Source organism: Pseudomonas sp. MONT-RG-20F-20-E-7-02, from assembly GCF_022662395.1.
Lineage (GTDB): Bacteria > Pseudomonadota > Gammaproteobacteria > Pseudomonadales > Pseudomonadaceae > Aquipseudomonas.
The window spans coordinates 161,203-173,377 of record NZ_JAKNQN010000001.1 but is presented as its reverse complement, the minus strand read 5'-3'; the positions used below and the strand labels follow the sequence as shown (position 1 = coordinate 173,377).

The 12,175-nt window shown below is 59.5% G+C and carries 11 protein-coding genes; 4 read left to right on the top strand and 7 right to left on the bottom strand.

The annotated features are described in order from the left end of the window. Positions 1 to 137 precede the first annotated feature (137 nt). The 4 genes from nirB to cobA are packed head-to-tail and all read left to right on the top strand — an operon-like array spanning position 138 to position 6,366. Complete coding sequence (gene nirB, locus L8I05_RS00825) at positions 138 to 2,591, top strand: nitrite reductase large subunit NirB (RefSeq protein WP_242166867.1); 2,454 nt, start codon at positions 138 to 140, stop codon at positions 2,589 to 2,591. After that, a complete protein-coding gene (nirD, locus tag L8I05_RS00820) occupies positions 2,588 to 2,905 on the top strand; it encodes a nitrite reductase small subunit NirD (protein WP_159958932.1) in 318 nt (105 codons plus the stop codon). Before nirB ends, nirD begins: the two co-directional genes overlap by 4 nt. Beyond that, positions 2,905 to 5,613 (top strand): nitrate reductase, encoded by a 2,709-nt coding sequence (locus L8I05_RS00815; RefSeq protein ID WP_242166864.1) that lies wholly within the window; start codon positions 2,905 to 2,907, stop codon positions 5,611 to 5,613. Before nirD ends, L8I05_RS00815 begins: the two co-directional genes overlap by 1 nt. A gap of 9 nt (positions 5,614 to 5,622) precedes the next feature. Next, complete coding sequence (cobA, locus tag L8I05_RS00810; RefSeq protein ID WP_242166862.1) at positions 5,623 to 6,366, top strand: uroporphyrinogen-III C-methyltransferase; 744 nt, start codon at positions 5,623 to 5,625, stop codon at positions 6,364 to 6,366. Between the two features lie 60 nt (positions 6,367 to 6,426). Here cobA and L8I05_RS00805 read toward each other — a convergent pair whose 3' ends face one another. The 7 genes from L8I05_RS00805 to L8I05_RS00775 all read right to left on the bottom strand — a co-directional run bounded on the left by L8I05_RS00805 (position 6,427) and on the right by L8I05_RS00775 (position 12,086). Next, the gene (locus L8I05_RS00805; protein WP_159958935.1) at positions 6,427 to 7,410 is read right to left on the bottom strand and encodes an OmpA family protein; all 984 of its coding nucleotides are present in this window, start codon (positions 7,408 to 7,410) and stop codon (positions 6,427 to 6,429) included. A 107-nt stretch (positions 7,411 to 7,517) separates the two neighbouring features. Then, positions 7,518 to 8,108: an RNA polymerase sigma factor SigX gene (gene sigX, locus L8I05_RS00800; RefSeq protein ID WP_003193286.1), complete on the bottom strand. Its 591-nt coding sequence runs from the start codon at positions 8,106 to 8,108 to the stop codon at positions 7,518 to 7,520. A gap of 87 nt (positions 8,109 to 8,195) precedes the next feature. Then, complete coding sequence (locus L8I05_RS00795) at positions 8,196 to 9,020, bottom strand: mechanosensitive ion channel domain-containing protein (RefSeq protein ID WP_159958936.1); 825 nt, start codon at positions 9,018 to 9,020, stop codon at positions 8,196 to 8,198. Between the two features lie 2 nt (positions 9,021 to 9,022). Next, a complete protein-coding gene (locus L8I05_RS00790) occupies positions 9,023 to 9,268 on the bottom strand; it encodes a hypothetical protein (RefSeq protein WP_005790375.1) in 246 nt (81 codons plus the stop codon). A gap of 85 nt (positions 9,269 to 9,353) precedes the next feature. Beyond that, entirely contained in the window at positions 9,354 to 10,349 is a 996-nt protein-coding gene (locus tag L8I05_RS00785) for a zinc transporter ZntB (protein WP_159958937.1), read from the bottom strand. A 25-nt stretch (positions 10,350 to 10,374) separates the two neighbouring features. Next, on the bottom strand, positions 10,375 to 10,866 hold the full coding sequence (gene rraA / locus L8I05_RS00780) for a ribonuclease E activity regulator RraA (protein WP_159958938.1): 492 nt from the start codon (positions 10,864 to 10,866) through the stop codon (positions 10,375 to 10,377). A gap of 230 nt (positions 10,867 to 11,096) precedes the next feature. After that, positions 11,097 to 12,086, bottom strand: coding sequence for an alpha/beta fold hydrolase (locus tag L8I05_RS00775; RefSeq protein ID WP_159958939.1), 990 nt, complete (start codon positions 12,084 to 12,086; stop codon positions 11,097 to 11,099). Between the last annotated feature and the right edge of the window lie 89 nt (positions 12,087 to 12,175).

Below are 12,175 nucleotides of genomic sequence, written 5' to 3'. Positions count from 1 at the left end.
ACATAGCCGCCCCTTCAACGTCGAAGGGTCGAGCTTCCCGAGAGAACGGGACCGGACAAAGGTGTCCTCGCCAGGTAACTGGCGGGGACGCCTTTTTTTGTTTGCACGCGATTTGTCGAGCCATTGCGGAGAACGACATGAAAAAACTCAAATTGGTGATGATCGGCAACGGCATGGCCGGGGTTCGCACCCTTGAAGAATTGCTCAAGCTGAGCAGCGACCTGTACGACATCACCGTGTTCGGCGCCGAGCCCCACACCAACTACAACCGCATCCTGCTGTCGCCGGTGCTGGCCGGTGAGCAGACCTTCGAAGAGATCGTGCTCAACGACCTGAGTTGGTACCTGGATAACCACATCAAATTGTTGCTCAACCGCAAAGTGGTGCAGATCGACCGGGTCAAACGCATGGTGATTGCCGAAGACGGCACCGAAGCCGAATACGACCGCCTGCTGATTGCCACCGGGTCGACTCCTTTTATCTTGCCGATCCCCGGCAACACCTTGCAGGGCGTAATCGGCTACCGCGACATCGCCGACACCCAAGCCATGATCGACACCGCCAAGACCCACAAGCACGCCGTGGTTATTGGCGGCGGCCTGCTCGGCCTGGAAGCCGCCAACGGCCTGATGCTGCGCGGTATGCACGTGACCGTGGTGCATATCGGCGAGTGGCTGCTGGAGCGGCAACTGGACAAGACCAGCGGCCAGTTGCTGCAAACCGAACTGGAAAGCCGTGGCCTGGTGTTCCGCCTGTGCGAACAGACCCAGGCGCTGCATGATGCCGGCAATGGCCGCGTCGGTTCGGTGCAGTTCAAGAACGGCGACATCATCCCCGCCGACCTGGTGGTGATGGCGGCCGGCATCCGCCCTAACACCGAGCTCGCGGAAAAATCCGGCATCCCGTGCAACCGTGGGATTCTGGTCAACGACACCCTGCAAACCTACGACCCGCGCATCTATGCGATTGGCGAGTGCGCCAGCCACCGTGGCATCGCTTATGGCTTGGTCGCGCCGCTGTTCGAACAGGCCAAGGTCTGCGCCAACCACTTGGCGCAGTTGGGCTTTGCCACTTACAAAGGCTCGGTGACTTCGACCAAATTGAAGGTGACCGGTATCGACCTGTTCTCCGCCGGCGACTTCATGGGCGGCGAAGGCACCGAGACCATCACCCTCTCCGACCCGATTGGCGGCGTGTATAAAAAACTGGTGATCAAGGACGACATCCTGGTCGGCGCCTGCCTGTACGGCGACACCGCCGATGGCGGTTGGTATTTCCGCCAGATCCGTGAGAACCACGCGATTGGTGAGATCCGCGATCACTTGATGTTCGGCGAGAACGCTTTAGGCGATGTAGGCCATCAAGGCCAGGACAAAGCCATGAGCATGGCCGACAACGCCGAAGTCTGCGGTTGTAACGGCGTGTGCAAAGGCACCATCGTCAAGGCGATCCAGGAACACGGGCTGTTCAGCGTCGACGAGGTCAAGAAGCACACCAAGGCCGCCAGCTCCTGCGGTTCCTGTGCCGGGCTGGTGGAACAGATCCTGATCAACACCGTGGGCGGTGCCGCCGACGTCAAACCGAAAAGCGAAAAGGCCATTTGCGGTTGCAGCGACCTCAACCATGGGCAAATCCGCCAAGCCATCCGCGACCAGCATCTGCTGACCATCGCCGGCACCATGAGCTACCTGAACTGGCGCACGCCCAATGGCTGCGCCACCTGCCGCCCGGCCCTCAACTATTACCTGATCTCCACCTGGCCGGGTGAAGCCAAGGACGACCCGCAATCGCGCCTGATCAACGAACGCGCCCACGCCAATATTCAGAAAGACGGCACCTACTCCGTCGTCCCACGGATGTGGGGCGGTGTGACCAATCCCTCAGAGTTGCGGCGCATCGCCGACGTGGCTGACAAGTACAACGTGCCGATGGTCAAGGTCACCGGCGGCCAGCGCATTGACTTGCTGGGCATCAAGAAGCAGGACTTGCCCGGCGTGTGGAAAGACCTCGACATGCCGTCGGGTCATGCCTATGGCAAATCCATCCGCACCGTGAAGACCTGTGTCGGCAGCGAGTTCTGCCGCTTCGGCACGCAAAACTCGACGCAGTTGGGTATCGAGCTGGAACATGACCTGTTCAATATGTGGTCACCGCACAAGGTCAAGCTGGCGGTGTCCGGCTGCCCACGCAACTGCTCGGAGGCCGGCATCAAGGACGTGGGAATAATCGGCGTCGACTCCGGCTGGGAGATGTACATCGGCGGCAACGGCGGGATCAAGACGGAAGTCGCAGAGTTCTTCGTCAAACTCAAAACCGCCGAAGAAGTGCGCGAATACAACGGCGCCTTCCTGCAGCTCTATCGCGAAGAAGCTTTCTATCTCGAGCGCACCGTGCACTACCTGCAACGGGTGGGCATGGAGCACATCAAGAAAGCCGTGCTGGAAGACCCGGCCCGGCGCCAGGCTCTCAACGAGCGCCTGCAATTCTCACTGTCGTTCGAGCAGGACCCGTGGAAAGAGCGCCTGGAGCAGCCGCTGCTGAAAAAGGAATTTGAAGTCATACCCGTCAAACAGCTGGAGGTGCCGGCATGAACTGGCTGGATATCTGCGCCCTGGAAGAAATCAACGCCCTGGGCTCGCGCATCATCAATGGCCCAAAGGGTGACATCGCGATTTTCCGCACCAGTGACGACGAAGTGTTCGCCCTCGACGACCGCTGCCCGCACAAGGGCGGCCCTCTGTCCCAAGGCTTGATCTACGGCAAGCGCGTGGCCTGCCCGCTGCACAACTGGCAAATTGATCTGGCCTCCGGCGAAGCCCAGGCGCCGGATATCGGCTGCGCCCACCATCACCCTGCCCGCGTGGAAAACGGCCGGGTCATGTTGGCCCTGCGGGACGCAGGTTGATGGACCGCCAGGTCACCGCGTCCACCTGCTGTTATTGCGGGGTGGGTTGCGGCGTGCTGATCGAGCATGACGGCGCGCAGATCCTCGGTGTGCAGGGCGACCCAGACCACCCGGCGAATTTTGGCAAGTTGTGCAGCAAAGGCTCAAGCCTGCACCTGACCGGCGACTTGGCCGCCCGCGCCTTGTACCCGGAGCTGCGCCTGGGCAAAGGCTTGGCGCGCGCGCGCACCGATTGGGAGACCGCCCTGGAACACGCGGCCAACGTGTTCGCCGAGACCATCAGCGAACACGGGCCGGACAGCGTGGCGTTCTACATCTCCGGGCAGTTGCTGACCGAGGACTATTACAGCTTCAACAAACTGGCGCGCGCGCTGGTCGGCACCAACAACATCGACAGCAACTCGCGGCTGTGCATGTCCTCGGCGGTGGTGGGCTACAAGCGCAGCCTGGGCGCCGACGCGCCGCCGTGCAGCTATGAAGACCTGGAATCCAGCGACTGCGTGATGATCGTCGGCAGCAACATGGCCTACGCCCATCCGGTATTGTTCCGACGCCTGGAGGAAGCCAAAGCGCGGCGCCCGCAGATGAAAGTGCTGGTGATCGACCCACGGCGTACAGACACCTGCGATTTGGCTGACCTGCACCTGGCCATCCTGCCGGGAACGGATGTGGCCCTGTTTCATGGGATTTTGCATGTATTGCTGTGGGAAGACTGGATCGACCGTGAGTTCATCCAGGCGCATACCGATGGACTGGTCGAGTTGAAGCGACTGGTGCATGACTACACGCCGCAAATGGTCACGCAACTGTGCGGGATCAGCGTCGAACAGCTGCGCCTGTGTGCTGAATGGATCGGCACCTCCAGCAGCTTTCTGTCGCTGTGGTGCATGGGCCTCAACCAATCCACCGCTGGCAGTGCAAAAAACAGCGCGCTGATCAACTTGCACCTGGCCACTGGGACGATTGGCCGGCCGGGCTGTGGGCCGTTTTCCCTGACGGGGCAGCCGAATGCCATGGGCGGGCGCGAAACCGGTAGTTTGTCGAACTTGCTGCCGGGCCATCGCGAAGCCGCCAACCCTGAACACCGTGCAGAGGTCGCCGCCTATTGGGGCGTTGAATCGCTGCCGGCGCCTACCGGGTTGACCGCGATTGAGCTGTTCGAGCAAATCCAGGCCGGCAAGATCAAGGCCGTGTGGATCGCCTGCACCAACCCCGCGCAATCGCTGCCGGACCAGAACCGCGTGCGTGCGGCATTAGCGGCGTGCCCTTTCGTGGTATTGCAGGAGGCGTTTCGTACCACCGAAACGGCCGCCTATGCCGACTTGTTGCTCCCCGCCGCCAGTTGGGGCGAAAAGGAAGGCACCGTGACCAACTCCGAACGGCGTATTTCCCACGTGCGCCGCGCTATTACCCCACCTGGCGAAGCACGGCCGGATTGGGCGATTACCGTTGATTTTGCACAGCGGCTGGAGCGTCGCTTGCGGCCGGGGCTGGCCAGCCTGTTTGCCTTTGAGCAACCGGCGCAGATTTTTGATGAATACAAGCTACTCACCCGCGACCGCGACCTTGACCTGTCGGGCATCAGCCATGCCCTGCTCTATCAGATCGGGCCGCAGCAATGGCCGTTTCCCGCGGGCGCGCAAACGGGAACGCCGCGTCTGTATGCCGATGGCGTATTCCCGACTGACAGCGGCCGGGCGCACTTTGTCGCCGACCCTTACCGCGCCGCCAAGGAGCAGCGCGATGCGCGCTTCCCTTTGACCCTGATTACCGGGCGCCTGCGTGATCAATGGCATGGCATGAGCCGAACGGGCACGGCAGCGCAGCTGTTCGGCCATGTCAGCGAGGCGTTGCTGAGCCTGCACCCGGATGAATTGCGCCGTCATCGTTTCAAAGAAGGTGATCTGGTCAACCTGAAAAGCCGTCGCGGCAACGTGATCGTCGCCGTCAACAGTGACGACAGCGTGCGCCCAGGTCAGGCATTCCTGCCGATGCATTGGGGGGATCGCTTTCTCAAGGGCGGCGTCAATGCGCTGACCCAACCGGCGTTTGACCCGTTGTCGAAACAGCCGGAACTCAAGCACAGCGGCGTGCGGCTTGAGGCAGTGCAACTGCCATGGCAATTGTTCGCGCTGATCGAGGGCGATGTGCAGAAACACTTCGAGGCACTGCGCCCGCTGTGCGAGGACTTTGCCTACGTCAGCCTGAGCCTGGCAGGGCGCGAGCGCCCGGCGCTGCTGGTGCGGGCGGCACATACCGAGGCGCCCGACCTGCAACTATTGACCCGCATCGACGAACTGCTGGGCCTCAATGACGGCCCTGTCATGGCCTATGACGACCCGCGCCGCTCGATCGGCAAGCGGGTAAAAATCGAAAAAGGCCGTATTACCGCGTTGCGCCTGGCGGGCGAAACCCTGGCCCGGCATTGGCTGCAAAGCTTGTGGCTGGAAGGACGGACCGACGATCAACTGCGCCGCTGGCTGTTGGCGCCGCTCAGCGCACCACCAGGCGGTGCGGCGGCCAGCAGCAAGACGTTGTGCAATTGCAGGAACGTCAGTGAAAACGCGGTGTGCGCCGGTATTGCCCGTGGCCTGGACCTGGACGGGCTTAAACAAGAATTGGGCTGCGGCACGCAATGCGGCTCCTGTGTGCCGGAAATCAAACGTCTTTTGGCCAGCAACTCGCAGCCAATCGCAATCAGTGTGTGAGGGGAAATCATGAGCGCAAAAGTCTGGCTGGTGGGCGCTGGGCCCGGGGATCCGGAGCTGTTGACCCTCAAGGCGGTGCGGGCCCTGCACGAGGCCGATGTGGTGTTGATCGACGATTTGGTCAACCCGGCGGTGCTGGAACACTGCGTTGATGCGCGGGTGATCACCGTTGGCAAGCGCGGCGGGTGCCGTTCGACGCCCCAGGATTTTATCCACCGCTTGATGCTGCGTTATGCACGCCAGGGCAAGTGCGTGGTGCGGCTTAAAGGCGGCGACCCGTGCATTTTCGGCCGGGGCGGCGAAGAAGCGATGTGGCTGCGCGCGCGCGGGGTGATGGTGGAACTGGTCAATGGCATTACGGCAGGCCTGGCGGGGGCAACCCAATGCAACATTCCGCTGACCTTGCGCGGTGTCAGCCGAGGCGTAACGCTGGTCACGGCACATACCCAGGACGACAGCAGCCTGAACTGGCGCGCGCTGGCCGAGGGCGGGACGACATTGGTGGTGTACATGGGCGTGGCGAAGCTGGAGGAGATTCGTCAGCAACTTCTGGAGGGCGGAATGGCAGCGGATATGCCGGTAGCGATGATCGAAAATGCATCGCTGCCCCAGCAACGGGAATGCCGCAGTAATCTTGCGCGTATGCACGCGGATGCCCTGTCATTCGCCCTGAAGAGCCCGGCGATCCTGGTGATCGGCAGTGTTGCCGCCACGGATCAGGCCGCTTGCGTTGCGGTTTCAGCCAACGGCTGAGGTAAATTTGAGGCGAAAAAAAGCCCGGCCTAAGCCGGGCTTTTTTTTACCACTCAGTAATTACTGAGCAGCTTGAGCTTCTACCGAGGCTTCTACGCGACGGTTGATAGCGCGGCCAGCTTCAGTTGCGTTGTCAGCAACTGGGCGGGATTTGCCATAACCAACCGAGCTTACACGGTTAGGAGCGATACCGTCTTTGACCAGAACTTGCTTGACCGCGTCAGCACGACGCTGGGACAGCTTCTGGTTGTAAGCGTCAGGACCGACGGAGTCAGTGTGACCTTCAACAACGGTGGTGGTTTGTGGGTACTGTTTCATGAAGTCAGCGAGGTTTTTCACGTCGCCGTAGCTGTTAGGCTTAACAACCGACTTGTCGAAGTCGAACTTCACGTCCAGCTCAACACGAACAACCTGAGCAACTGGAGCTTCTGGCTCTGGAGTTGGCTCTGGAGCTGGTGCTGGGGTAGGAGCTGGAGCAACTGCGCCAGCGTTGCCGCCGAAGTTTACGCCCAGGCCGACCAGTGCGGAGTAATCCCACTTGCCGTTGTCCAGGTTGTAGTCGGACTCAACACCAGCACGTGCGAACAGGTTGTTGGTGAAGTAGTACTTCACGCCAGCGCCAGCGATAGCCAGGGTGGACTGGTCGCGACCTTTGTGGCCGTCAGCTTCAACGTTGGTACGGCTCTGGTGACCGAAACCACCTTCTACGTATGGACGCAGGGAATCAACACCAGCCTGACCGAAGTGGTACTGAGCAGTCACGCTGCCAGTGTCACCTTTGATCTTCTGGGAACCAGTACCGTCGTTCGAACGGGTGTGGTTGGTGGTGTCGTAGTTCAGGTTGATCGACACGTCGTCGGTCAAGAAGTAACCGATGCTGGCGCCAGGGTTGTAGCCGTCTTCGATATGCTTAACGCTATCGTTGAACTGCTTTTTGTAGAACAGCTGGCCTTCAACTGCGCCTTGGCCTTGTGCCAGTGCGCCGAAAGAAGTAGCGGCAATAAGAGTACCAATGGCCAAGCCCAAGGTGTTTTTCAGTTTCATCCGTTAAATCCCCATCTGGTGATTGTAAAGCAGTCCCACAAACCGGGGGACAACTCGGCGACAAGTCTAACAGAACTTGCCTACACGTAAGAGATATTTGCCACGCACTAAGTTTCAGTCTCGCCCGCAAATTTCTCACGTAATTTATCAAGAGCGCGTTTGTAACGCATTTTTGTAGCACTCAAACCCATGTGCATGATGTCAGCAATTTCCTGAAACTCTAGCTCTGCGACAAATCGAAGCACCAGAATTTCTCGGTCAATCGGATTCACATGCACCAACCAGCGATCGAGTCCGCCCTTCTCCTCGGGTGCCGGCGCCTTTTCTTCAGACGCTTCCTCAAGGGGGTCCAGACTCAAAGCGTCCATCAAGCGACGCTTTCGCCGTTCCTTACGATACTGCGTGATGCACTCGTTGTACGTGATGCTGTAGAGCCAGGTCTTGAACTTCGATTTGCCCTCGAAGTTCTTGAGGCCGTACAGCACCTTGAGCATCACTTCCTGACAGACATCATCCGCATCTCTATCGTTCCCTAAATACCTTGAACAAACGTTGAACAGAGTGCGTTGATATCTGCGCATCAATTCTTCGTACGCGCGTGTTACGTGAAACAGCTCCGTGTGCGAGCGCGCGACCAACTCCTCATCAGAGAGCTCACGGGGGTCATAGCGCGTGGACAGCGTTTGGGCTTTATTCAAAACAAGTCGTGCCGACAGTCAGGTCAATGTCCGCTGCAGCCCGGTCACCCGGGTTCGCGGCGGCGTACATTAGCAGGGTTTGCCGGGTTAGCGGCTACTGACCTGCTGCTCCAGGAGAATCCGATTGGACAGTGACACCAGTTCACCCTCATCGGTCAGCACCGTTGTTTTCACGGTACCGATCTCCTCGATTTGCCCTTCGACCTCGCCCACACGCACCTGCTGCCCTACCTGATACAACTCACGCACATAGATTCCCGCAAGAATCTGACCGGCAATTTCCCGGCTTCCCAACCCCATGGCCAGCGCAACGGCCAGACCAACGGTAATCAAAACAATCACAATCACGTGGTTAAGCAGGTCAGTTTTGACCTCCAACTGGCTGATCGCGACCGAAATACTGATGATGATCACCAGGCCTTGGGCAATTCGACCCAGGCCCGCAGCATAGTCCAACCCCACGCCTTCGGCAGCCCCACGCACCAGCCCATTGGCCAGTTGCGCCAGTAAAACGCCTACCAGCAGCACCAGCGCGCCGCCGAAAACCTTCGGCAAATACAGCGCCAGCATGTCGAGCGTAGCTGAAACTCGCTCAAGTCCAAGGGATTGAGCAGCAGAAACCAGAAAAATAAGTAAAACGAACCAGTAGACGATCTTCCCGATCAGGGTAGAGATCGGGACTTGCAAGCCGGCACGCCCCAACAGCTTGGTCAGGCCGGTGCCTGCCATCAAGCGGTCCAGGCCCAGTTTGGCGAGCAATTTGGACAGCAAGGTGTCGAGCAGCTTGGCCACGACAAACCCGAGCAGTACCAGGACCAGCGCCCCAAACAGGTTGGGAATGAAATTCGCCACTTTGGTCCACAATGCGGTCATCGCAGTGACCAGACTCTGGGTCCAGAGATCAAGTTCCATATTCAATCAGCCTTATCAGCAGTGCGAGCAAGAGGTTTACGACGGGATACCGGCGATACATGGGCCGAACCATTGTTCAGGGCCATCATCAACGCCGGCAGCCAACGACCGAGCAGACCGAACAAGTCACCCGCCCCTACCTGACGGTTGGCGGTTTTCAGCACGCGGCCAAGGCAAGCATCGTCGTCACGGTTGGACGGCGACGCATTGAGCATGTCACGCAAAGACTGTTCGAACGGATCGTGCATAAAGACCTCTCGCAAGTGTTTTAAAAGACGAGGGTTAAATTCCTGGGGTCACATGGCCCCTTCGTACGTTCAGGTCATATTCAGGTCAAACCCAGCGCAATCGTCGAAATAGCCACCATTGTCCCAGTGCGACGGCCACCATCATCAGGCACGCAATCACGAATCCATAAGGGCTGCCAGAGAACGGAATGCCGCCCACATTTATACCCAGCAAACCGGTGAGAAAACTCATCGGCAGGAAGATCCCGGTAATGATCCCGAAGCGATACATGGTGCGATTCATGCGCAGGCTCAAACGCCGGTCTTCGGTCTCAAGCACAAGCCCCACGCGCTCCCGAGCCAATTCGAGCTCTTCAAGGTAACGCGTCAGGCTGTTGTGTAATTCGTTCCAATAGTCGGCATCGTCGTCACAGAACCAAGGCAATTTGATGCGCGTGAGCTGGGCGAAAATATCCCGCTGCGGCGCAAGAAAACGTTTGAGCCCAGCGGCTCGACGACGTATCTGCAAAACGTTGCCATGCTCCGGAGTATACCGTTCGTCGGCATCCAGTTTTTCTTCCTCGATATCGACGACTTCAGACAGGTCGGTGACCAGATCCTGCACTTTATTGGTCAGGTATTGCGCCATATAAAGGATGAGCTCGGACGCGGTCTTCGGCCCTTTTCCTTCCGCCAGTTGCACCAGTAGCTCATCGGTTGCGCGCAGCGGGCGCAGGCGCAGGGAAATCACGCGACTGGCCGCAGCGAAAATGCGCACCGATACCATGTCTTCCGGCTCGGCGCCGGGGTTAAGGTTGACCCCGCGCAGAAACAGCAGCAATTCTGCGTCGGGCAGCGGCAGCAAGCGCGGACGGGTGTTTTCCTCCAACAGCAGGTCACAGGCGAACTCGCTCAAGCCGCTGGCTTTACGCAGCCACGTCTGGGTCTGCGGGTGGCTGCGATCCCAATGCAGCCACAGGCTTTCCTGTGGCTGAAGCTGCAAGTCGTCAAGCTCAGTCCGGGCAATCGAACGCGCACCGCCTTTACCGTCCAGCACCAGGGCGTGCACCAGCCCCCATTGCGCGTTTTCTTCCTCGAACATCCTCACCCCTATCGGCTACTGCGGTTTATTCAGGCATTTTCAGCGGGCTTGGCGAGACGATCACGCCATTATTGTCCGCATAGATGTATTCGCCTGGGCGGAAGGTCACGCCGGCGAAAGTCACGATCACATTCAGGTCGCCAATGCCGCGCTTGTCGGTTTTCATCGGGTGGGTTGCCAACGCCTGCACCCCAAGATCAGTCTGGGCGATGACATCGACATCACGGATGCAGCCGTAGATCACCAGCCCTTCCCATCCGTTCTTCGCGGCTTTCTCGGCGATCATGTCGCCCAGCAATGCGCGACGCAGGGAGCCGCCACCGTCAACCACCAACACTTTGCCGGCGCCAGGCTGGTCGGCCTGTTCCTTGACCAGGGAGTTGTCTTCGAAGCACTTGATGGTGACGATTTCGCCGCCAAAGGAGTCTCGGCCACCGAAATTGCTGAACATCGGCTCAACCACCTGCACCAGGTCCGGGTAGGTGTCGCACAAGTCGGGCGTCACGTAATGGTTCATCGAGAAACTCCTGTGGTTAAAGAAGAGGTCGAACATCCCACGGTGTACATCAGAAAAACGCATCGCAACAGGCATTCTTTAGGCCGTTGCCCGTCGGCGGCGGCCATGATCAGACCCATCTCATCGCAACGCAATAACCACTGCGCGACTGAATATGACCAGAAGCGTTTAATCCGTCATATATTAGCCGCAACCACACACGAGTGAAACGCCCTTGGCAGAGCGCCGGGTCAAACCGCTTCCAGTGCCTGGGACTCTGCCCCGGCTAACGGTGACAGCGGATCTTTCAACCAGCGCTCTACCAACGGCCATACCTCAGCCTGCGCGGCTTTGCTGACCAGCATCTCAACGTGCCCGAAATCCCCGGTAAAACCTTGCTGGCGCCCCAGGCACAGGTATTGACGATGCTCGGAACCGACTTGCTCGAACAGCTTGCGGCACGCCCAATCCGGATCCTGACGGTCGCCCGCCGCGCTCACCGCCAACAGCGGCACGTCAACGTCTGCCAGACCTTTCCACCAGTCCTGCTTGCCATCGCCAAAACGACCGAACAGGCCGTTCCAGCGCATGGCTTCGATCATCACGCCTGCCGGCTCGTCCTCCGGGCCGCGCTTGAGCCGCGAACCGGACACTTCACCAAAGCGTTTCAGGAGCAAACGACCGGTCCACTCCAACGGTGGAATCTTCAACGGCCAGTGGGTACGGCTGACCTGACAGCCAAACAGCGCCACCGAGGCCACTGCCGGCGCGCCCAGATGCTGGCCGCCCAATGCCGCCGCCAGTGCCGTGCCGCCCAGGGAATGCCCGACCCAGTGCGGAATTTGCGCACTTTGCTCACGCACAAACGCGCCAATGGCCGGTAAATCGTAACGCGCATAGTCGGCGACACGGTTCCTGGCATAGTCGTGATTGCGTTTGGACAAACCGTGCCCGCGCATTTCCGGGATCCACACATCAAAACCCTGGCGCGCCAGGTAAGCGCCCAGGCCGATGCCTTTGGGCGAGTACCAGAAACGCCGGTTGGAAAAACTGCCGTGCAACAAAATAACCGGCGTGCCCCGGTTTTCCGGGACATCGGCCAGGCCCAAACGCGTCACGGCCAGCTCGACGGTGCCGTCGGGGCTGTTGCCGGGTTTGAGGCGGTACACATCTTCACTCAAGTCGCCACGACGTTCAGCGCTGATCAGGGCGACGGGAAACAGGTTGCTGCTGCTTTGCATAATGCTCTTGCACAAAAAAGGGCGGCGTCCGGAAGGAGTTCCGCCCTGCACAGATAAGAATGCCGGTCACCCTTGGCGAGTGACCGGCA